The 21385-nt window shown below is 71.7% G+C and carries 22 protein-coding genes; 11 read left to right on the top strand and 11 right to left on the bottom strand.

Features of this window, described 5'->3' with window-relative positions:
- Positions 1 to 16: 16 nt before the first annotated feature.
- Positions 17 to 2278 (top strand): alpha-N-acetylglucosaminidase, encoded by a 2262-nt coding sequence (locus ACWDYJ_RS14320; RefSeq protein ID WP_451565819.1) that lies wholly within the window; start codon positions 17 to 19, stop codon positions 2276 to 2278.
- A gap of 244 nt (positions 2279 to 2522) precedes the next feature.
- Positions 2523 to 2699, top strand: a complete 177-nt coding sequence (locus tag ACWDYJ_RS14315) for a hypothetical protein (RefSeq protein ID WP_451565818.1) — start codon at positions 2523 to 2525, stop codon at positions 2697 to 2699.
- A gap of 9 nt (positions 2700 to 2708) precedes the next feature.
- Here the strand turns inward: ACWDYJ_RS14315 and ACWDYJ_RS14310 are convergent, their stop codons facing one another.
- A complete protein-coding gene (locus tag ACWDYJ_RS14310) occupies positions 2709 to 4007 on the bottom strand; it encodes a cytochrome P450 family protein (RefSeq protein ID WP_451565817.1) in 1299 nt (432 codons plus the stop codon).
- A gap of 114 nt (positions 4008 to 4121) precedes the next feature.
- On the opposite strand from ACWDYJ_RS14310, the gene ACWDYJ_RS14305 reads away from it, so the two are divergent.
- Positions 4122 to 5057: an SDR family oxidoreductase gene (locus ACWDYJ_RS14305; protein ID WP_451565816.1), complete on the top strand. Its 936-nt coding sequence runs from the start codon at positions 4122 to 4124 to the stop codon at positions 5055 to 5057.
- A gap of 10 nt (positions 5058 to 5067) precedes the next feature.
- Here ACWDYJ_RS14305 and ACWDYJ_RS14300 read toward each other — a convergent pair whose 3' ends face one another.
- Complete coding sequence (locus ACWDYJ_RS14300) at positions 5068 to 5835, bottom strand: TetR/AcrR family transcriptional regulator (protein ID WP_451565815.1); 768 nt, start codon at positions 5833 to 5835, stop codon at positions 5068 to 5070.
- A 97-nt stretch (positions 5836 to 5932) separates the two neighbouring features.
- On the opposite strand from ACWDYJ_RS14300, the gene ACWDYJ_RS14295 reads away from it, so the two are divergent.
- The 3 genes from ACWDYJ_RS14295 (at position 5933) to ACWDYJ_RS14285 (ending at position 9321) form a co-directional block, all read left to right on the top strand.
- The gene (locus tag ACWDYJ_RS14295) at positions 5933 to 6391 is read left to right on the top strand and encodes a VOC family protein (protein WP_451565814.1); all 459 of its coding nucleotides are present in this window, start codon (positions 5933 to 5935) and stop codon (positions 6389 to 6391) included.
- 42 nt (positions 6392 to 6433) lie between these two features.
- Positions 6434 to 8668, top strand: a complete 2235-nt coding sequence (locus ACWDYJ_RS14290) for an ATP-binding cassette domain-containing protein (RefSeq protein WP_451565865.1) — start codon at positions 6434 to 6436, stop codon at positions 8666 to 8668.
- An 89-nt stretch (positions 8669 to 8757) separates the two neighbouring features.
- Entirely contained in the window at positions 8758 to 9321 is a 564-nt protein-coding gene (locus tag ACWDYJ_RS14285; protein WP_451565813.1) for a dihydrofolate reductase family protein, read from the top strand.
- A 9-nt stretch (positions 9322 to 9330) separates the two neighbouring features.
- On the opposite strand, the gene ACWDYJ_RS14280 is transcribed toward ACWDYJ_RS14285, so the two are convergent.
- The 4 genes from ACWDYJ_RS14280 to ACWDYJ_RS14265 form a co-directional block, all read right to left on the bottom strand.
- Entirely contained in the window at positions 9331 to 9807 is a 477-nt protein-coding gene (locus ACWDYJ_RS14280) for an ATP-binding protein (RefSeq protein WP_451565812.1), read from the bottom strand.
- A gap of 61 nt (positions 9808 to 9868) precedes the next feature.
- Positions 9869 to 10234, bottom strand: coding sequence for an STAS domain-containing protein (locus tag ACWDYJ_RS14275; protein WP_451565811.1), 366 nt, complete (start codon positions 10232 to 10234; stop codon positions 9869 to 9871).
- Between the two features lie 106 nt (positions 10235 to 10340).
- Positions 10341 to 10796, bottom strand: coding sequence for an SRPBCC family protein (locus ACWDYJ_RS14270; protein ID WP_451565810.1), 456 nt, complete (start codon positions 10794 to 10796; stop codon positions 10341 to 10343).
- A gap of 57 nt (positions 10797 to 10853) precedes the next feature.
- Positions 10854 to 11273, bottom strand: a complete 420-nt coding sequence (locus tag ACWDYJ_RS14265; RefSeq protein WP_451565809.1) for an SRPBCC family protein — start codon at positions 11271 to 11273, stop codon at positions 10854 to 10856.
- Between the two features lie 119 nt (positions 11274 to 11392).
- On the opposite strand from ACWDYJ_RS14265, the gene ACWDYJ_RS14260 reads away from it, so the two are divergent.
- Positions 11393 to 11707, top strand: a complete 315-nt coding sequence (locus ACWDYJ_RS14260; RefSeq protein ID WP_451565808.1) for an ArsR/SmtB family transcription factor — start codon at positions 11393 to 11395, stop codon at positions 11705 to 11707.
- Positions 11704 to 12165, top strand: a complete 462-nt coding sequence (locus ACWDYJ_RS14255; protein WP_451565807.1) for an SRPBCC family protein — start codon at positions 11704 to 11706, stop codon at positions 12163 to 12165. The genes ACWDYJ_RS14260 and ACWDYJ_RS14255 overlap by 4 nt, the downstream gene beginning before the upstream one ends.
- A gap of 75 nt (positions 12166 to 12240) precedes the next feature.
- Here ACWDYJ_RS14255 and ACWDYJ_RS14250 read toward each other — a convergent pair whose 3' ends face one another.
- From ACWDYJ_RS14250 to ACWDYJ_RS14230, 5 genes are all read right to left on the bottom strand, one after another.
- Positions 12241 to 13584, bottom strand: a complete 1344-nt coding sequence (locus ACWDYJ_RS14250; RefSeq protein WP_451565806.1) for a phytase — start codon at positions 13582 to 13584, stop codon at positions 12241 to 12243.
- Positions 13533 to 14063: a GNAT family N-acetyltransferase gene (locus tag ACWDYJ_RS14245; protein ID WP_451565805.1), complete on the bottom strand. Its 531-nt coding sequence runs from the start codon at positions 14061 to 14063 to the stop codon at positions 13533 to 13535. Before ACWDYJ_RS14245 ends, ACWDYJ_RS14250 begins: the two co-directional genes overlap by 52 nt.
- Positions 14064 to 14149: 86 nt before the next feature.
- Positions 14150 to 15595, bottom strand: a complete 1446-nt coding sequence (locus tag ACWDYJ_RS14240; RefSeq protein WP_451565804.1) for a glyceraldehyde-3-phosphate dehydrogenase — start codon at positions 15593 to 15595, stop codon at positions 14150 to 14152.
- Positions 15596 to 15653: 58 nt separating this feature from the next.
- The gene (locus ACWDYJ_RS14235) at positions 15654 to 16655 is read right to left on the bottom strand and encodes an MASE1 domain-containing protein (RefSeq protein WP_451565864.1); all 1002 of its coding nucleotides are present in this window, start codon (positions 16653 to 16655) and stop codon (positions 15654 to 15656) included.
- Positions 16656 to 16700: 45 nt separating this feature from the next.
- Positions 16701 to 17561: a PP2C family protein-serine/threonine phosphatase gene (locus ACWDYJ_RS14230; protein WP_451565803.1), complete on the bottom strand. Its 861-nt coding sequence runs from the start codon at positions 17559 to 17561 to the stop codon at positions 16701 to 16703.
- Between the two features lie 252 nt (positions 17562 to 17813).
- On the opposite strand from ACWDYJ_RS14230, the gene ACWDYJ_RS14225 reads away from it, so the two are divergent.
- From ACWDYJ_RS14225 to ACWDYJ_RS14215, 3 genes are all read left to right on the top strand, one after another.
- Entirely contained in the window at positions 17814 to 18230 is a 417-nt protein-coding gene (locus tag ACWDYJ_RS14225) for a YciI family protein (protein WP_451565802.1), read from the top strand.
- Between the two features lie 17 nt (positions 18231 to 18247).
- Positions 18248 to 19489, top strand: coding sequence for an RNA polymerase sigma factor (locus tag ACWDYJ_RS14220; protein ID WP_451565801.1), 1242 nt, complete (start codon positions 18248 to 18250; stop codon positions 19487 to 19489).
- A 127-nt stretch (positions 19490 to 19616) separates the two neighbouring features.
- On the top strand, positions 19617 to 21161 hold the full coding sequence (locus tag ACWDYJ_RS14215) for a fused MFS/spermidine synthase (protein WP_451565800.1): 1545 nt from the start codon (positions 19617 to 19619) through the stop codon (positions 21159 to 21161).
- Positions 21162 to 21385 lie beyond the last annotated feature (224 nt).

The following is a 21385-nucleotide window of genomic DNA, read 5'->3' as shown; positions in this document are numbered from 1 at the left end:
AGCGACAGCGACACCGATGCCGCGCCGCCGGCGACCGGCGCGCGCCGCCCTGCTGGCGCTGCCCGTCGCGCTGCTCACCCTGGTGTGCGCGGGGGCCGCCCCGGGGACCGCCGCCCCGGCCGCGGGTCCGGCCGTACGGGCCGACGTACGGCCGTCGGCGCCGCGGCCCCAGACCTTCGACGCCGCGCCGGCGCGGGCCGCGCTGGAGCGGCTGCTCCCCCGGCACGCCGGGCAGTTCACCCTCGTACCGGACCCGGCCGCCGGGGCCGACACCTTCACCGTGTCCGGCCGGGCGGGCGCGGTCACCGTGCGCGGCTCCACCGGCGCGACGCTGCTCACCGGGGTCGGCTGGTACCTCCAGCACGTCGCCGGGGCGGACATCGGCTGGCCCGGCGACAGCCTGGGGATGCTGCCCGCGACGCTGCCGGCGGTACCCGCGCCGGTGACCCGCGGCGCGCTGGTCCCGCACCGGTACGCGCTCAACGACACCGACGACGGGTACTCCGGCCCGTACCGCTCCTTCGAACAGCACCAGCGGCAGATCGACCTGCTCGCCCTGCACGGGGTCAACGAGGTGTTCGTGCAGGTCGGCGCCGAGTACCCGTACTACCGCGCGCTCCAGGGCTTCGGCTACTCGGCCGCGGAGCTGCGGGAGTGGATCCCCGGGCCGGGGCACCAGAGCTGGTGGCTGCTGCAGAACCTGAGCGGCTTCGGCGGTCCGGTCTCCGAGCGGATGATGCGCGAGCGCGCCGAGCTGGGCGGGCGGATCGCCGAGCACCTGCGCGGCCTGGGGATGACGCCGGTGCTGCCCGGCTACTTCGGCACGGTGCCGCCGAAGTTCGCCGGCCGCAACCCGGGCGCGGTCACGGTGGCGCAGGGCGACTGGGCGGGCTTCGACCGGCCGGACTGGCTGGATCCGTCCTCGCCGGTCTTCGGGCGGCTCGCGGCCGCGTACTACGCCGAGCAGCGCGCGGTGTTCGGGGACAGCACGATGTACCGGATGAGCCCGATGCACGAGGGCGGGCGGACGGGCCCGGTGGACGTCCGCTCCGCCGCCGGGGCCGTCCAGCGCGCGCTGCACGCCGCCCACCCGGGGGCGCTGTGGGCGGTGCTGGGCTGGCAGGACGATCCGGCCCCGGAGCTGCTCGCCGGGGTGGACACCTCGAAGCTGCTGATCCTGGACGGGCTGTCCGACCGGTACAACCGCCTGGACCGGGAAACCGGTTGGGGCGGCGCCCCGTACGCGATGGGCACGATCTACAACTTCGGCGGGCACACCACGATCGGCGCCAACACCTCGGTGTGGACTGACCGCTTCGCCGCCTGGCGGGGCAAGGCCGACAGCGCGCTGACGGGGATCGCCTACCTGCCGGAGGCCACCGGGACCAACCCGGCCGCCTTCGACCTGTTCACCGACCTCGCCTGGGAGCCGGGCCCGATCGACCAGCGGGCCTGGTTCGCCGGTTTCGCGGCCCGCCGGTACGGGCGGCCCGACGCCGGGGCCGCCGCGGCCTGGGAGGAGCTGCGCAAGGGCCCGTACAGCACCTCCTCGGGGCTGTGGTCGGAGTCCCAGGACAGCCTGTTCACCGCCCGGCCGAGCCTGACCGCGGCGGGGGCGGCGTACTGGAGTCCCAAGTCCATGCGCTACCCGGCCGGTTCGGTCCGCCGAGCCCTGGACCACCTGCTGCGGGTCGCCCCCGAGCTGCGCGGCTCCAGCGCCTACCGGTTCGACCTGGTGGACACCGCCCGCCAGGCCCTCGCCAATCACTCGCGGGTGCTGCTGCCGAAGATCAGGGCAGCCTACGAGGCGAAGAACCTGCCCCTGTTGCGCGGCCTGACGGCCGAATGGGAGCGCGGGGAAAGGCAGTTGGACGCGCTCACCGGATCCGATCCGAACTTCCTGCTCGGCGGCTGGCTGGAGGCGGCCCGCTCCTGGGGTGCGGACGCGCGGGAGAAGACGCGCAACGAGTACGACGCGCGCTCGATCCTGACCGTGTGGGGCCGCCGCGACACCAGTGAGGGCGGCTTCCTGCACGACTACGCGAACCGCGAATGGAGTGGTCTGATCTCGGAGTTGTACGCCCGGCGCTGGACGGTCTACTTCGACTCGCTGGAGGAGGCGCTGGTACGGGGGACCGCGCCGCGGGAGATCGACTGGCACGCCTTCGAGGAGGAGTGGGCCAGGCGCACCACCCGCCATCCGGCCGCGCCGAGCGGCGATCCGTACGCGCTGGCGGCCGGGGTCGCGGCCATGCTGCCCCCGGCGGCCACCGGCTGACCTACACCACCGGCCGGGGCCGCGCCCGCACCACGCGGTCACGATCATCCACCCGAGGGAATCACGCCACCCGTGCGGGGGACATCCGACCGAGGGGATCCCCGAAGGGCGCCGGCACTGGGTTCACTGGCCCGGAAACGCTCAGGGGCGGCCACCGGAACGTTCCGGCGGCCGCCCTTTCCGACGCCATGACGACATCGGGCCGAAGCGCCGCCGCGCCGACGGGCCCCAGGAGCAGACCGACATGTCCGAGACCGAGCAGGAGCGACCGCCCGGGACCACGGCACCGGCCGCCGGAGCCTGCGACCGCTGGGACGGGCTCGCCGAAGGCGTGGTGGAACTGCGCAAGCGCAGGCCGGCCGCCCCGGGCCCGCTGATCCCGCCGCTGCGCATCGCTGACGGGGCGTACGAAGACGGGTGAACGGGCGCCTTACGCCCTGACCGGGCGGACCGGGCGGACCGGCAGTGCCTCGACGCTGTTGCCGATGAAACTGCGCTGGTGCGGGAGTTCGGCTCCGGGCGCGGCGAGGTCGAGATCGGGGAAGCGCGCGAAGAGCCGCTCAAGGGCGATGGTGGCCTCCAGCCGGGCGAGCGGGGCGCCGACGCAGTAGTGGGCGCCGTGCCCGAAGGAGAGGTTGCGGGCGGCCCCGGGGCGGGTGACGTCGAAGCGGTCGGCGTCCGGGCCGTGGAAGGCCTCGTCGCGCCCGGCTGCCGTGTAACCGGCGAGGACGGGGGTGCCCCGCGGGATCACGGTGCCGTCGACGGTCAGGTCACGGGTGGGATAGCGGAAGGGGAACCAGCTGACCGGCCCGTCCCAGCGCAGCGTCTCGTCCACCACGTCCGACCAGGTGGCCTTGCCCTCCCGGACGAGGGTGAGCTGGTCGCGGTGGGTGCACAGGGCGCGGACGGCGTTGGTGATCAGGTTGAGGGTGGTCTCGTGGCCCGCGACGAGCATCAGCCGCATGGTGCCGATGAGTTCGGCTTCGCTGAGGCGGTCGCCGACGCCGTCCCCGCCGTCCCCGTCCCCGCCGTCCCCGTCGCGCGCGGCGATCAGGGCGCTCGTGAGGTCCTCACCCCCGTTTCCCAGAGCCACGGCCTCGCGACGCGTGGCGGCGATGGTGCCCATCAGCTCGACGAGCTCCCGTACGGCGGCCATCGCCCGGGCCGGGGTGGTGTCGGTCGCGATGATCACCGTGTTGGACAGGTCGTGCAGGCGGGCGCGGTGCTCGGGGTCCACGCCGAGCAGTTCGCAGATGACGCTCATCGGGAGCGGCAGGGCGAAGTGGGTGCGCAGGTCGGCGATCCCGTCCGGGGACTCGGCCGCGGCCCGGCCGAGGTCGTCGAGCAGGGTGTCGGCGAGCTCTTCGACGCGCGGCCGCAGCCGTTCCACCTGGCGTGCGGTGAAGGCGTTGCCGACGAGGGAGCGCAGGCGCCGGTGGTCGGCGCCGTCGGCGGTGTGCATGCCCTGGGCGTTGGCGAAGACCCGCAGCGGCCAGTCCGCGGGGACGGTGCCGTCGTGCAGCCCCGGGAAGTGCCGGGCGTCCTTGGCCACATCGGGGTGCGCGAGGAACTCCCTCAGCGCGTCGTGGCCCAGGACCACCGCGCCGGGTACGCCGCCGGGCAGGACGACCTCTGCCACGGCACCCTGGGCCCGCAGCCGTGCGTTGAGGGCGTGCGGGCAGCCGCCGGACGGGTCGATGACGTGCCGGGGTGAGGTGTGCGGTGACAAGAAGATCTCCTGATCTGACGAACGGGACTCGGTCAACAGTGCGGCCCGCACCGTGTGTTGTTCAAGGCCGCGTCGGCCGTGCCGCACCGCCGGGGCGCGGCATAGGGTCGGCGCATGGCGAGTTCGGAGCAGGGTGCGGGGCGCGGTCTCACGGGCAGGGTCGCCCTCGTGGCCGGTGCGACCCGCGGCGCCGGCCGGGGCATCGCGGTGCAGCTGGGCGCCGCCGGCGCGACGGTGTACGTATCGGGGCGCAGCACCGCGGCGCGCCGCTCGGAGTACGACCGGCCGGAGACGATCGAGGAGACGGCCGAGCTGGTCACGGCGGCGGGCGGGCGGGGCGTCGCGGTGGTGGCCGACCATCTGGTGCCCGCGCAGGTCGAGGCGCTCGTGGGGCGGATCGAGGCCGAAGAGGGCCGCCTGGACGTGCTGGTGAACGACGTCTGGGGCGGGGAGCTGCTCTTCGAGTGGGACAGCACCGTCTGGGAGCACGATCTGGACAAAGGGCTGCGGCTGCTGCGCCTCGCCGTGGACACGCACGCCATCACCAGCCACTTCGCCCTGCCGTTGCTGCTGCGGGAGCCGGGCGGGCTGGTGGTGGAGATGACGGACGGCACGGCCGAGTACAACGGCAGCCGCTACCGGGTGTCGTTCTTCTACGACCTCGCCAAGTCGGCGGTGCTGCGGATGGGGTTCGCGCTCGGGCACGAGCTGGGGCCGCGCGGGGCGACGGCGGTGGCGCTGACCCCGGGGTGGCTGCGTTCGGAGATGATGCTCGACGCCTTCGGGGTGACGGAGGCGAACTGGCGCGACGCCCTGGCCAGGGTGCCGCACTTCGCGATCTCCGAGAGCCCGTCGTACGTCGGGCGGGCGGTCGCGGCGCTGGCCGGCGACCCGGAGGTGGCGCGCTGGAACGGCCGGTCGCTCTCCAGCGGGCAGCTCGCCCAGGTCTACGGCTTCACCGATCTCGACGGCAGCCGTCCGGACGCCTGGCGCTACATGGTCGAGGTACAGGATCCGGGCCGGCCGGCGGACACCACCGGCTACCGCTGAGGCGACGGGCTTACCGCTGAGGCGGCCTGCTCTCGATCAGGCGGGCCAGCCCGTCCAGGACGCACCGCAGACCGAACGCCCAGACGGTCTCGGGGTTGTACGCGCCCACCGCGCTGCCGACGCGGCCCGCGAGGGGGTAGCGCTCGGGGTCCATGGCCCGCTCCAGCAGCGGCGCGCTGAGCGCCCACCACTCCTCGTCGCTCTGGCGGCTGTTGTGGGCCGCGGCGTCGGCGGCGCCCAGGGCGTTGGCGTGGACGAAGCCGAGGAGGTGGGTGAGGGCGGCGTCCATCTCCACGTCGGTGAGACCGATGCCGTCGAAGGCCGCGAGTTCGTAGTCGTACTTCGCGATCACTCCGGGGCCCAGGGGCGGCCGGGTGACGGAGAGGTCGGCGATCCACGGATGGCGCGTGAGCAGGTCGCGGTTGTCGTCGGCGACCCGGGTGACCCGCACCGGCCACGCCTCCTCGGCGCCCGGCTCCCGCCGCGCCATGTGCCGGTACGCCTCGTCCAGCATCAGGTCGAGCAGCTCGGCCTTGCCGGGGACGTACGTATAGAGGGTCATCGGGGTCACACCGAGGCGCTGCGCCAGCGCCCGCATGGTCAGCGCGGCCAGACCCGCCTCGTCGGCGAGGGCGATCGCGGTGCGGACCACCACGTCGACGCTCAGCCCCTGACGCGGGCCGCGCCGTCCCGGGGGCGCCTCGTACCCGGGCTCGCGCCACAGGAGCTCCAGCGTACGGACGGGGTCGCCCGCGCCGCTCCGGTCCTTCGCAGACATGTCCGATCCCTTCCCAGCCTGTATTCAATAATTACCTACAGTGTATAGAGTACACTGTATAGAGTAAGCCCGAGACACCCCGACCGCGAGGAGTTCCGTGCAGATCACCAGTACCGCCATATCGCTGAACGTCGACGACGTCACCGCCTCCGCCGCCTTCCTGAGCAAGCACTTCGGCTACGAGGAGGCCATGGCCGCCGACGGCTTCGTCTCCCTCGCCCACCCCGGCGGCGGCCACCATGTGATCTTCCTGCGGCGCGGCCTCGACATCCTGCCCGAGGGTTTCCGCGACCAGCACGCGGCCGGCCTGATCCTCGTCTTGACCGTGGCGGACCTCCTGGGTGAGTACGAGCGGCTGCGTGCGGAGGGCGTCGCCATCACGATGGAGCTGCGCGAGGAGCCCTGGGGCGAGCGGCTGTTCCAGGTCACCGACCCGAACGGCGTCATCATCGAGCTCGTCGACTGGGTCGCGCCGGCCGGCGGCGACCAGCCGGTCGACAGCCAGTCCGGCGACATCCAGTCCGGCGACATCCAGTCCGTCGACGACCACAAGTAGGGAAGCCACGTGAACCTCGCACACCCGGCCGACAGCCACCAGGTGATCCAGGTCCGGGGCGCGAGGGAGAACAACCTCGCGGACATCTCCCTCGACATCCCCAAGCGCCGCCTCACCGTCTTCACCGGGGTCTCCGGCTCCGGCAAGTCCTCGCTGGTCTTCGGCACCATCGCCGCCGAGTCGCAGCGCATGATCAATGAGACCTACACGGCCTTCCTCCAGTCGTTCATGCCGACCCTGGGCCGTCCCGACGTGGACGGTCTGCACAATCTGAGCGCGGCCATCGTGGTCGACCAGGAGCGCATGGGGGCCGGCTCCCGCTCCACGGTGGGCACCGCCACCGATGCCTTCACCATGCTGCGCATCATCTTCTCGCGGCTCGGCACCCCGCACATCGGCACCTCCTCCGCGTTCAGCTTCAACACCCCGGACGGCATGTGCCCGCGCTGCGAGGGCATAGGCCAGGTCTCCGACATCGACGTGGACCAGCTCGTCGACCGCGAACTCTCCCTCAACGAGGGCGCGATCACGGTTCCGGGCTTCGCGGTCGACTCCTGGTACTGGCAGATCATGGCCAACTCCGGCTTCTACTCCGCCGATACGAAGCTGAAGGACTTCACCGAGCAGGAGTGGGCCGACTTCCTGCACAAGTCACCGGTGAAGGTGAAGGTGGGAAGTAACAATTTCACGTATGAAGGTCTGATCACGAAGATCAGCCGCACGTACCTGGCCAAGGACCGCGAGTCCATGCAGTCCCACATCCGGGCCTTCGTGGACCGCGCCGTGGTCTTCGCCGACTGCCCGGACTGCGGCGGCGCCCGCCTGTCCGCGGCAGCGCTGTCCTCGCGGATCGAGGGACTGAACATCGCCGACTGCTCGGCGATGCAGATCAGCGACCTGGCCGAGTTCGCGAGCCGGATCGACGACCCGGGCGTGGCCCCGCTCCTCGCGAACCTGCGCGGCCTGCTCAGCTCCCTCGTCGAGATCGGCCTCGGCTACCTCAGCCTGGACCGCCCCTCCGGCACCCTGTCGGGCGGTGAGGCCCAGCGGGTCAAGATGGTCCGGCACCTGGGCTCCTCGCTGACCGACATCACGTACGTCTTCGACGAGCCGACCACCGGCCTGCACCCGCACGACATCGAGCGGATGAACAGCCTGCTGCTGCGGCTGCGCGACAAGGGCAACACGGTGCTGGTGGTGGAGCACAAGCCGGAAGTCATCGCGATCGCCGACCACGTCGTCGACCTCGGCCCGGGCGCGGGCACCGCCGGCGGACAGCTCTGCTACAGCGGGGACGTGGCCGGGCTGCACACCTCCGGCACCCTCACCGGCCGGCACCTCGGTCACCGGGCACGGCTGCGGGACCAGGTCCGCACGCCGCGCGGGCAGCTGTCGGTCAAGGACGCCGACCTGCACAACCTCAAGGACGTCAGCGTGGACGTGCCGCTCGGCGTGCTGGCCGTGGTGACCGGTGTGGCGGGCTCCGGAAAGAGTTCGCTGATCCACGGCTACCTGGCCGGGCGGGACGGTGTCGTGGTGGCGGACCAGTCGCCGATCCGCGGCTCGCGCCGGTCCAACCCGGCGACGTACACGGGCCTGCTGAATCCGATCCGGACCGCCTTCGCCAAGGCCAACGGGGTCAAGGCGGCACTGTTCAGCGCCAATTCGGAAGGCGCCTGCGCCCACTGCAACGGCCTCGGGCTGGTGTACACGGACCTGGCGATGATGGCCGGGGTGGCCTCGGTGTGCGAGGAGTGCGAGGGCAGGCGGTTCACGCCCGAGGTGCTCACGTACCGGCTGCGCGGCAAGAACATCAGCGAGGTGCTCGACATGCCGGTGGCCCAGGCGTACGAGTTCTTCACCACCGGCCAGGCGCGCGCGATCCTGGGCCGACTCGCCGACGTGGGGCTGGGCTACGTACGGCTCGGGCAGCCGCTCAACACCCTCTCGGGCGGTGAGCGCCAGCGGATCAAGCTGGCCATCAGCATGGCGGAGAAGTCGGCGACGTACATCCTGGACGAGCCGACGACCGGGCTCCACATGGCCGATGTGGACAAGCTGCTCGCGCTGCTGGACCGGCTGGTCGACGACGGGAACTCGGTCATCGTCATCGAGCACCACCAGGCGGTGATGGCGCATGCCGACTGGCTGATCGACATCGGCCCGGGCGGCGGCCACGACGGCGGGCACGTCGTCTTCGAGGGCACCCCGGCCCGGCTGGTGGCCGAGGCGGACACGCTGACCGCCCGCCATCTGCGGGAGTACGTCGGCTCGTAGGGGCGACGGAAGCGGATGCCGGAGTTCGATCACCGCCGCAGCGGTGTCGCTCCGGCCTTCGCACCGGCCGGTGAGTAACCTCTGTCGCCATGCGAAAGATCGTGCTCGTGATGTCGGTGTCCCTCGACGGCTTCATCGAGGGGCCCGAACGGCAGATCGACTGGCACGTCGTCGACGACGAACTGCACCAGCATTTCAACGACACGCTCCGCCAGATGGGCGGTTTCCTGCACGGCCGCGTCATCTACGAGCTGATGGCCGACTTCTGGCCCACGGCCGACGCCGACCCGGCGATCAGCGGGCCCATGGCCGAGTTCGCCGGGATCTGGCGGGACATGCCGAAGTACGTCTACTCCCGCACCCTGCCGCGCGCCGACTGGAACACCACGGTCGTACGCGACGTCGTCCCCTCGGAGGTCGCCGCGCTCAAGGCCCGGCCCGGCGGCGACCTCTGCCTGGGCGGGGCCGATCTGGCCGCCTCGTTCCTGCGCCACGACCTGGTGGACGCGTACCGGATCTACGTCCACCCCGTGCGCATCGGGCGGGGCAAGCCGCTCTTCCCGCCCACCGACACGCCCGTCGTCCCCCTACGCCTCGCGGACACGCACGCCTTCGGCAACGGGGTGGTCCTGCTCCACTACGAGCGCCCCTGACGGCCGCCGTCAGCCGGCGGCGCCGCGCCCCGACTCGCCCCGGACGGCCGAGGCCCGGGCCGTCGGGCAGGGCACCTCCAGCCACACGCACTTCCCGCGCGCACCCGGCCGGGAGCCCCAGGCCCGCGCCAGCCGGTCCATGATGAGCAGCCCGTGTCCGCCCGGCCGTCCCGGATCGACCTGGTGGATGGTCTTCGCCACGGGCGGCGCCGGGTTCGTGTCCGTCACCTCGATCCGCAGCCGCTCGTCGGTGCAGTCCAGGACGAGCGCCCCGGGCCCGCCGCCGTGCAGGCAGGCGTTGGCGACCACCTCGGAGACCAACAGGAGTACGTCGTCGGCGGCGTCGCGCATCGCCTCGCCCTCGGCGGGCAGCCAGTGCCAGGCGGTCAGGGCCCGGCGGGTGAAGTCGCGGCTGCGGGAGACGGGGTCGGGGATCCCGTCGAGAACCAGGAGCCAGTTCCGGTCCGCCGACCCGCGCTGCTCCATCGTTCTCCGACCCCTTTCCCTATCAGTCCCACCCGCTCTGTCGCGCGTACCGGCTCCTCACTCACTCTCCCGAGGGCAGGTCCAGCGCCTGCGCCACATCCGTGTGGACCGGGAAGACCCCGTCCGCGCCGGTGATGCGGAACATCCGCGCGACCGAGCCGCGCAGTCCGGCCAGCTCCAGGCTGCCGCCGGTTTCCTGGACCGTGATCCGGCTGTGCAGCAGGGCGTTGAGCCCGGTGGAGTCGCAGAACTCCAGCCCCGCCATGTCCACCACCAACCGGCCCCCTCGCCTGGCCGCCGCGTCGAGGGCCGCCCGCAACGGCCCGGCCGTGTCGTGGTCCAGCTCCCCGGCGAGGGTGAGGACGACCGCGCCGTCGATCGGCTGTACGGCGACCGTGAACCGCTCTTTGTCCGTTCCGAGCACCATCCGGCATCACCCATTCCCTCCGGCTGCCCCTACGCCTGCCCCCGTCCCGGCGGGATATGCGCCCGCCGGCCTCCCGGACTGGCGGGATCCGGCTCGGGCAGCCGGCTCAAGCGGGCGTCCGTAGCCGCCGCTCCAGGTCGCGCAGATCCTTGACGAGGGACGAGCGGACCTTCCTCGCCATGAGCGGTGCGGCCACGCGGTAGAGACCGCCGGCGTCGCCCCGGACGCGGATGCGGGCGAGCGTACCGCCACCCGGGTCCGGGTCGAAGGTGTACGTGACGTGCATGGGCATCGGACCGGCGACCGACACCATGTCCAGCAGCCGCCCGGGTTCGTACGCGGCGACGCGCAGCACGTAGTCGATGCGCTTGCCGAGGAAGTACGCCGTACGGGTCACCTCGGCGCCGACGCCGAACCCGCCGCCGGCGTCCGCCTGCCGGGTGAGGGCCGCCTCGCGGATGCCCTGGGTCCACTCGGCGTCGTGGCGCCAGTCCATGGCGTACGCCGCAACTGGGCCGGGCGGGAGCGGGATCACGCGCTCGGCCGTCACATCGATCGTCATGGCTGCCTCTCGGGGGACTGCTTGCTCAAGCGTGGTGCGTGTCAAAGGGGCTGCGTGTCAGAGGGAGAAGAAGGGCTGGGGGGTACCCGTCTCGCTGTATCCCTTCAGCCTGCCCATCAGCAGGCCCCAGGTGTCGGCCGTGTGGGCGAGGTCGGGGTCGCCGTCGGCGAAGCCGGCGTGCCGGAAGCCGACCCGGGTGCCGCTCCCGCCCGGGGTGTCGGCCAGCTGCCAGGTGATGACGGTGCCGGTCCAGTGGGGCGGGAACGCGCCGACGGAGGTCCACACGACCTCGTCCCGGTCCGCGCGGTCCTCGCGGAGCCGGAAGGGCTCGGGGATCCCGGGGAAGCCGAGGAGGAGGGTCCCGCCCTCGTGGTTCACGTCGGTGGTCCACCAGCCGGGGAGGCCGTCGTGCGTCAGAGCCTGCTGGACGGTGGTCCGGTCGGCGTCGATGTCGGTCTGGAAGGTGATCTCGGACATGGCCGCTCCTGTGCCTCTCTGCGGGGGTTCCGGCGGGAATGCCGGAGCATTCGCTTTAGTCCACACTAAAATGAACGCCGCCGGGATGGCAAATTGAAGCGGTGGCTAAAATGAGGGGCATGGACGCGGTACGGGCGGTCGGCGAACCCAGGCGGCGCGAGATTCTGCGGCTGGTCTGGGACGAGGAGCTGTCGGCGGGCGAGATCGCCGAGCGGTTCGAGGTCACTTTCGGCGCGGTCTCCCAGCACCTCAAGGTGCTGAGGGAGGCCGGCCTGGTTACGCTGCGCCGGGACGGCAAGAAGCGCTTCTACCGAGCGGACCGGGAGGCCATGGGCCCTCTCGCCGACTACCTGCGGTCCATGTGGACCACGAAGCTCGACGCCCTCGCCGAACTGGCCGAGGCCGCCGAGCGGGCGGAAGGGACGGACGCGTGAGTGCGAACGGCGGCGCGGCGGCCGACGGCGTGGTGACGGTCGAGCGGCACATCGCCGCGCGCCCCGAGACCGTGTTCTCCTTCTTCACCGACCGCGACAGGTGGCTGTCCTGGATGGGCCGGGAGGGCGAGTTCGTGTTCGCGCCCGGCGGCGCCTACCGGACGAACGTGACGGGCGAGAACGTCGCCGAGGGGCGCTTCGTCGCGGTGGACCCGCCGCACCGGCTGGTGTTCACCTGGGGCTGGGCCGAAGGCGGCATGCCCGTACCGCCCGGCTCGACCACGGTCGAGATCACGCTCGCCCCCGCCCCCGACGGCACCACCCTGCTCCGCCTGACCCACAGCGGCCTGCCCTCGCCCGAGGCCCGCGCCGCCCACGAGGAGGGCTGGCAGCACTACGTCGAGCGTCTCGCACTGCGCGCCGAGGGTGCGGACCCCGGACCGGACCTGTGGATGTAGGCCCGCCACCGCGCTCCGCGCGGGCCGGAACGCGGGAGAGGGCGGACGCCTCCTCGCGTCCGCCCTCTCCCGCCGTCAGAGGCGGACCGTGCGGGCCACCGTGCCCCAGTCCACGAACTTGAAGTCCGTGTCCGTCCGGGTCTCCCCGGCCGCGTCCACGCCCGCGGGTGTGTTCGCGCCGTCCTGGACGACCAGCAGGCCGTGCGGGAAACGCGTACCCAGCGGTGCGCTGGTGGCCGCGGCGCCGTCGCACTCCTCGGATCCGTCGGGCGTCCCGGCCGCGGCGCCGGCGCCGATGCGGAAACCGCGGACGAAGTCGTTGTCGTCGTCGCGGTCGAAGACGGCGAAGGTGTTGTCACCCTGGCTGGAGGCGATCAGGTAGCCGTCGTCCTCCGGGTCCTCGGGGTCACGCCAGATGGTCAGCCCCTCGACGTCGTCGCTGATGTGGCGGCCGCCGAAGCCGGGATCCGCTCCGGTGACGCACTCCTCGCCCGTCTCGTCGTAGGTGCCGGGAACTCCGTAGGAGCGGACCTTCTCGATGAGTTCGGCGTCGTCGCGCAGGTCGGCGTCGAGCTTCCAGATCCCCACGTCCTCCTGACCGGCGTACAGGTCTCCGCTCTCCGGGTCGACCACCATGCCCTCGACCTGGGGCAGTTCGCCGGGCTCGGCGCACGGCGACCAGGTGGCGCCGTTCGGGAGGGTGAACGCGGAGGGGAGGGACGCGGTGCGCACCACCCGGTAGCCGACCTTGCCGGTCGCCGCGGGGGTGAGTTCGGTCAGGGCGAGCGTGGTGGTGTGGCGGCGGCTGGTGACGGCGTAGGAGCGGCCGGTGTCCGCGTCGGTCCAGGCGGCGAGGCCGTAGGCGGTGCGCTGGTCGTTGACCTCGGCCTGGTCGGCGGAGAAGACCAGCGGCGCGGCCGACTCGTCGGTGACGTCGACCAGGGGCGCGGAGGGCCGCGAGGGGTCGATCCGGTAGACGCGCAACTGGTCGCGGCCCCGGTCGGAGACGACGGCCACGTCGTGTCGGCGGCCGTCGGGGAAGCGCAGGCCGGTGACCAGGTCGACGTTGTTGAACCGGCCGGGCTTGTCCTCCTCCCCCGGCGCGGCGGGCGCGGACAGCGCCTGCACCTGGCGGCCGTCCAGGTCGTACACCCGCAGGCCGCCCTCCTTGGCGGTGGCGATCACCAGACTGGCGTCGGGGTTGCGGTGGTTGCGCCAGATGGCCGGGTCGTCGGCGTTGGCGTTGCCGCCGGCCTCGTCGTCGAAGAGCGACGGCGTCTCGACTGCGGCGGTGACGACGGGGAGCGCAGCCGTACGCGGACGCAGGTCGCCCAGGGCGTGCGCGGGCATGGCCGCGGTCCCGAGGATCACCGCGGTGGCGGCGGCGACGGCGGAACCACGGCGTGAGGTCTGACGCACCTTGTCTCCTGAGGGGATGGGGGGTTGCGGGGACAACCCAACGTCACCTGTCGCACCGTATTGATCGCCAAGGAGGAATGGCGAACGCGTAACCAGTGGGTGAACTCGGCCGACGGCCCCCGCGACGGCGGGTACCCGGGCGTCTTCCCGCCGTGAAGCGGCCTACACGCTACGGGGGCGGGGGCGGCCCCGGGGCGGTCGGAGACCAGGAGGCCGAAGAGCAGGTCGTCTGTCCATGCGCCCTTGCCCCAGGTGGCCTGGCGGCGGCCTTCCCGCGTGAAGCCCACGCGGCGCGGGAGCGCCGCCGAGCGCAGGTTGCGTGCGTCGCACTCGGCGGAGACGCGGTGCGCGCCCCGGCGCTGGAACAGGTCGGCCAGTACCACGCGCACCGCTTCGGTGGCGTAGCCGTGGCCCTCGTACTCGGCGGCCGACCATCCGCCCCCGGCGGGCTCGGTGCCCGTGCCGGCTCCATCGGGCACCGTGCACCGTGCGCGGGCCGGAACGCCGACGGGGGCAACCGGGTGCCGATGGGCACCGGTTGCCCCCGCCGGGCGCGATCAGGCCATCAGGCCATCGGGACCGGGTACGTCGGGTACTCCACACCGGAGACGTGCTGGACGACCCGGATGACCTGGCAGGAGTAGCCGAACTCGTTGTCGTACCAGAGGTAGAGGATCGCGTCGTCACCCTCGACCTTCATGGCACCGGCGTCGATGATCGAGGCGTGGCGCGAGCCGATGAAGTCGCTCGACACCGCGTCGGGGGCGCTGATGAAGTCGATCTGGCGCTTGAGCGGCGAGGCCAGCGACACGTTGCGGAGGTAGTCGAGGACTTCCTCGCGGGTGGTCTCGCGCGCGAGCCGCAGGTTGAGGATCGCGATCGAGACGTTCGGGACCGGGACGCGGATCGAGCTGCCGGTGATCCGCGCCTTGAGGTCGGGCAGCGCCTTGGCGACGGCGGAGGCGGCCCCCGTCTCGGTGATCACCATGTTGAGCGGCGCCGAGCGACCGCGGCGGTCCGACTCGTGGTAGTTGTCCAGCAGGTTCTGGTCGTTGGTGAACGAGTGGACGGTCTCCACGTGGCCGCGCAGGACGCCGTACTCGTCCGCCATGGCCTTCAGCGGCGGGACGATCGCGTTGGTGGTGCAGGAGGCGCAGGACAGGATCTGCTCGTCCGGCTTGATCGTGTCGTGGTTGACGCCGTGGACGATGTTGGGGACGTCGCCCTTGCCCGGCGCGGTCAGGACGACCTTGGCGATACCGGGCTGGAGGTGCTTCGACAGGCCCTCCCGGTCGCGCCACCGGCCGGTGTTGTCGATGAGGATCGCGTCCTGGATGCCGTACTCGGTGTAGTCCACCGACGTCGGGTCGCTGGAGTAGATCACCTTGATCTCGTTGCCGTTGGCGATGATCGTGTCGTTCGCCTCGTCAACGGTGATCGTGCCCTGGAACTGGCCGTGGATGGAGTCACGGCGCAGCAGCGAGGCCCGCTTGACGATGTCCTGGCCGGCGCCCTTGCGGACGACGATGGCGCGCAGCCGCAGGCCGTTGCCGGAGCCGGACTTCTCGATGAGCAGGCGGGCGACGAGGCGGCCGATGCGGCCGAAGCCGTACAGGACCACGTCGCGCGGCTCGCTGCGCTCGATCTTGTTGGCACCCGTGGCGCCGGCGACGGCCTCGGCGGTGAACTCCTCCACCGAGAGACCGCGGTCGTCGGTCTTGTACGTCGCGGCGAGCATGCCGATGTCGATCTGGGACGGGCCGAGATCGAGCGTGGTGAGGGCCTGGAGGAACGGCAGCGTCTCGGTGACCGAGAGTTCCTCACCGGCGATCTGCCGGGCGAATCGGTGGGTCTTGAGGATGCTGACCACCGACTTGTTCACCAAGGAGCGGCTGTGAAGCAGGACGGTGACGTCCCGCTCGCGGTGCATCTTCCCGATGATCGGGATCATCGATTCCGCGATCTCTTCGCGGTTCTTCCAGTTGGTGAACGAGTCGTCGTTGACAGTCACAGGTTTATCTTTCGAGCTAGGCGGCGCTCATATGCTAACCCCACCCCGGTTTGATCAATCAAAGGGGTCCCCCGCCCCGGGGACTGTCCTCCCCCGCCCGCGGCCAGCGGGGTGTCGGCTTCCCCGACGAGAGCTGCTCCACCACTTCGGCCAGGTCCTGACACGCCTGCTCGATCCTCAGGCGGATGTCGCTCTGCTCGGTGACGAGCGCCGACAGCAGCAACGAGGTCAGGGCCGCGCAGCCGTTGAGCGCCTGGAGGTTGGCCATGGCCTCGACCAGTGTGTGGTCCGAGAAGGGACCGGCCCGGTCGATGGCCGCCGAGTTCGCCAGTACGGACACCAGCAGCACGCAGGGTGCGCTCCCCGGCAACTGGAAGCGCAGGGCCGCCCAGATGAGGAGCGGGAAGACGAGGAAGAGCAGCGCCAGCTGGCTCCTGGTCGCCAGGAGGGTGACGGCGACGGCCGACAGCAGCAGGGCGCTCGCCTCGGCCCACCGGTAGACATCCTGCGGCAGGCGGGCTTTGCGCAGGACCAGGAGCAGCGGCGTGACCACGAGCACGCCCATGGCGTCACCGGCCCACCAAGTCCACCACACCGTCCAGAATCCGCTGTGCGGCAGGCTGTGGGTGAGTACGAGCAGCCACGTGCCGACGGTGGCGCTGATCAGCATCGGTGCCAGACCGCCGAGGAAGACCAGCGCCAGGCCGTCGCGGAGCCGGTCCAGGGCGACGCGGAAGCCGACCCGGCGCAGCATCAGACAGGCGCACACGGGAGCCAGGGTGTTGCCCGCCAGGATCCCGACACCGACGGGGTCGATCGGGCTGATCGACTGGATGACGAGGAAGGTTCCGAGTGCGATCCCCGGCCAGACGCGCAGCCCCCACCAGAGCAGGAACGCCACGGCGATGCCGGTGGGCGGCCACAGAGGCGTGACGACCGCGCCGTCGATCACCACCTGCTGGAGCAGGCCGACCCGTCCGCCCCCGTAGTAGGCGGCGGCCACGGCGAGGATCCGAAGCACAGCCGGGCACAGACGTCGCAGGTCCTCGGTGCGCATCACTTCATCAGACAGCAGTCCGCGGCCGCCGGTGGAGCGTGACACGCGCTACGGGGCCCCGGGAGTCACCCGGTCCGTGCCTGGACCTGGACTGCCCGCCTCGTGGCACAGGACGAGCACCGCCGCGTCGTCGGCGTGGCCGGTGGAATCGGCGACCTTCATCACCTCGGCGGCCAGCTCACGGGGGTCGGCGCCCGCCCCCGCCCTGACCACCTCGGCCACCCGCTCCAGCCCCGCTTCGATCGGGAACGACGGGCCTTCGACGACGCCGTCGGTGACCAGGACGAACGCGCCCTCCGTCGTCAGCCGGCGCCGGGTCACCGGGTAGTGCGAATCCGGCAGCATCCCCAGGGGCAGGCCTCCGTCGTCCTCCGCGATGCCGTGCTCACCGTCGATCGTGGCCCACACCCCGGGCACATGACCGGCGCGGGCGCTCTGGATCTCCCACGTGACGGGGTCGAACCGCAGGAAGGTGCAGGTCGCGAAGAGATCGCAGTCCACCGACAGCAACAGATCGTTGGCCCGGCTGAGCACCTCGCCCGGATCGGCGGCGGCAGCCGCGACCGCGCGCACGGCGATCCGTACCTGCCCCATGAAGGCAGCCGCCTCGACGTCGTGACCCTCCACGTCACCGATGGAGAACCCGAGGGCCCCCTCGGGGAGCCGGAAGCCGTCGTACCAGTCACCGCCGATGCTCAGGCCGTCCCGGGCGGGCGCGTAGCAGGCCGCTGTACGCAGCCCCGGCACGGCCGGAAGCGCCGCGGGCAGGATCTCCCGCTGCAACGCCTCGGCCAGCTCCACCCGGGCCTGCTGGAGCTCCGCCCCTTCCCTCGCCTGGGCGGTGAGCCGGCCGAGCCTGATCAGCAGGTCGTCGGCGGTCGCCGACCTCGTGGGCCGATGGGGGCTCATGGACCGCTCCGGGGTACGTCCGATTCCGGGCCCTGGCACACAAGCCCGGATTCATCCTATTTGGACGGTCCGCTGATCACATCGGGAGAGCGTCACCCGCGCTCCCGCCCCGGGCGGTCGGCAGGCCGTCGCGCGAAGCCGCGGCCGACGTGTCGAAATGGGAGGTACGGCTCCGACGTCCCCTGCGAGAGGCCACCGCGGTGGCGGCCGGCGAACAGGACAGAACAGAAGCAGCACAAGGAGTGACACCTCATGAAGTACATGCTGATGCTCCTGGGGAAGCAGTCCGACTACGACGCCATGGCCGGCAAGGCGAGCGCCGACAGCCCGGCCTGGTCCGAAGCGGACCTCAAGGCGATGTTCGACCACATGGGCGCGCTGAACGACGACCTCGCCGAGGTGGGCGAACTGGTCGACGGGCAGGGGCTCGCGGAACCCAAGCGGGCCCGCTTCGTCACCGCGGGCCCCGACGGCACCCCGGTGGTGTCGGACGGGCCGTACGGGGAGACCAAGGAGGTGCTCGCCGGGTACTGGATCGTCGACGTCCCCGACTTCGCACGGGCCGCCGAGATCGCCGCCCGCGCCCACGCCTGCCCCGTCCCCGAGGGCACACCGAACTACCCGGTCGTCGTCCACCCGGTCGGCGAGGGCACGGGGACCGAGATCTGATCGCCGGTCCCGCACCCGTGGACGAGTACCTGCTGCGTCGGCTGGCGCCGCAGGTCCTCGGCGCGCTCGTCCGCCGCTACGGGCACTTCGACCTCGCCGAGGACGCGGTGCAGGAGGCCCTGCTCGCCGCCGCGCGCCAGTGGCCCGGCGAAGGCCGCCCCGGCAATCCGCGCGGCTGGCTGATCCGAGTGGCCTCCCGCCGTCTCATGGACCTGCTGCGCGGCGAGGACGCCCGCAGGCGCCGCGAGGCGACGGCGGCGGCGCTGACCCCCCGCGACGAGTTCGTCGCGCCGCCGCCGGGCGAGAGCCGTGCCCCCGCCGAGGACGACACCCTCAAGCTGCTCTTCCTGTGCTGCAGCCCCGAGCTGAACCCGGCCGCCCGGGTCGCCCTGACCCTGCGCGCCGTGGGCGGCCTGACCACGGCGGAGATCGCCCGCGCCCACCTGGTGCCCGAGGCGACCGTGGCCCAGCGCATCACCAGGGCGAAACGGCGGCTCAAGGCCTCGGGCGCGCCTTTCGGGATACCGCACGACGACGCTTACGCCGAGCGGCTCGCGGACGTGCTCCAGGTGCTCTACCTGATCTTCAACGAGGGCTACACCGCCACGTCGGGCCGCGACCTGCAACGCGCCGACCTCGCCGCCGAGGCGATCCGCCTCACCCGCGCGGTCCACGCCCTGGTGCCGGCCGACGGCGAGGTGGCCGGACTGCTCGCCCTGATGCTGCTCACCGACGCCCGCCGGGCGGCGCGCACCACGCCCGACGGCAGCCTGGTCCCCCTCGCCGAACAGGACCGCGGGCTCTGGGACCGCGAGGCCGTCGCCGAGGGAGTCGCCCTGGTCAGCGACGCCCTCACCCGCACCCGGCTCGGCCCCTACCAGCTGCGCGCCGCGATCGCGGCCGTCCACGACGAGGCCGCGAGCGACGAGGACACCGACTGGGCCGAGATCCTGGGCCTGTACGAGATCCTGGTCCGCCTCGTCCCCGGCCCCGCGGAACGCCTGGGCCACGCGGTCGCGGTGGCGATGGTGCACGGGCCGCGGCAGGCCCTGGCCCTGCTCTCGGAGCTGGACGAGGACGAACACCTCGCCGGCCACCACCGCCTCGAAGCCGTACGGGCCCACCTCCTGGAGATGGCCGGCGACGGGGCGGCGGCCCGCGCCGCCTACGCGAAGGCCGCCGGCCTCACCCTCAGCATCCCGGAGCGCCGCTACCTCCAGTCCCGGGCCGCCCGCACCGCGAAGGACCCACCCGCGTGACCGGCCGCCGCCCACGGCGGTCGGACCCAACGTCCGTCGGCTGAGCGCGGTCTGACGCCGTCGCACCGGTCCTGGGCGGCTGGAGGAATGAGGATTTCCGCATGCTGTCGATGAGTCGCGTGCAAGGATGTCGCCCGTGACCAGATCGTCCTCCTCGCCCGTCGCCGAGGGCACGCCTCGCAACTACGGCCTGGGTCCCCGCGCCGCTGCCGTGCTTGTGTTCGGGTCGTCGGCCGCGGTTCTGGTGGTGGAGATCGTCGCTTTGCGGCTGCTGGCTCCCTACCTCGGCCTCACCCTCGAGACCAGCACCATGGTGATCGGCATCGCCCTCACCGCGATCGCCGTCGGCTCCTGGCTGGGTGGGCGCATCGCCGACCAGGTCAATCCACGCCGGCTCATCGGCCCCTCGCTCGGGATGTCGGGAGCGGTCGTGGCTCTCACCCCCGCCGTGCTGCGCACCACTGCGGAGTGGGCACCAGCGATGCTCTTGTTGATCGCGTCGCTGACCATCCTCGTGCCGGGCGCCCTGCTCTCCGCGGTGACGCCGATCGTGACCAAGTTGCGTCTGACCAGCCTCGCCGAGACCGGAACGGTTGTCGGTCGACTGTCCGGCGTCGGCACCGTCGGCGCCATCGTCGGCACGGTCCTCACCGGCTTCGTCCTCGTCTCGCGGTTGCCGGTCAGCGGCATCCTGATCGGTCTCGGAACACTGCTGGTGGCCGGCTCGGCGCTGGTTGAGTGGCGAACGCGCGGGTGGAGCGGTACCCCTGTCCTCACACTCGTGGTCGTCGCCGGCGGCCTCGCCACCATGGTCGCGCCCGGTGGCTGCGACGCGGAGACCAGGTACCACTGCGCACGGGTCGTCGCAGACCCCGACCGGGGCAGCGGCCGCACACTCGTCCTGGACGGCGTGCGGCACTCCTACGTCGACATCGACGACCCGACCTTCCTCGAGTTCGAGTATGTGCGCGCCATCGCGTCGGTGGTCGATGCCGCCTTTCCCAAGAGCGAGCCACTTGCCGCCCACCACCTGGGCGGCGGCGGGCTCACCTTTCCCCGTTACCTCGCGGCCACGCGGCCTGGGACGCACAGCCTTGTGTCCGAGATCGACAGCGGGGTCGTGCGCATCGACCGCGACCAACTGGGTCTGAGATCAGCAGGCGGAATCGACGTACGCGCCGAGGACGGCAGGGTCGGCCTGAGGCGACTGGACGCCGGCAGTCGTGACCTCGTCGTCGGCGACGCCTTCGGGGGCGTCAGCGTGCCGTGGCACCTCACTACGGTGGAAGCGATGACTGACGTACGGCGGGTGCTCGACGAAGACGGCCTGTACGTTGCCAACCTCATCGATCACGGTGGTCTGGCCTTCGCACGTGCCGAAGTAGCCACGCTCAGCGAAACCTTCGAGCACGTCGCCCTCGTCGGCGAACCCTCCGATATCGGCCTCGACCCGACCGCCACCTCCGCGGGCGGCAATCTGGTGGTGCTCGCCTCCAACCGCCCAGTCGACCTCCGCGCGACCCAGGAGGCACTGGACGCCCGGCAAACCGGCTGGAAGATCGCCACCGGCGACGACCTCACCTCCTGGATCGGCGACGCCCAACTGCTCACCGACGACTACGCACCCGTCGACCAGCTCCTCCAGCCCTACAGCCCACGGAGCAGCCGGTGAGGACACACGTCCAGGCCATGCCGTACTCCGAACCATCATTCCGACTGCTGAACCGGTTCGAGCGGCGGCGGTGAGCGGTCAAGGCGCACCGGTCCCCAACTGATCCTCAAAACGATCGAGGGGGCGGTTTTGTTTTGTAAAAAAAAGGCCCCCCATGGCACTCAAAGGGTATATATGAATTACAAAACAAATAAAAAAAAAAACAAAAAACTTAAAAACTTATT

It is taken from the genome of Streptomyces sp. NPDC003042, assembly GCF_053591315.1.
This window is presented reverse-complemented; position numbering and strand designations above follow the sequence as displayed.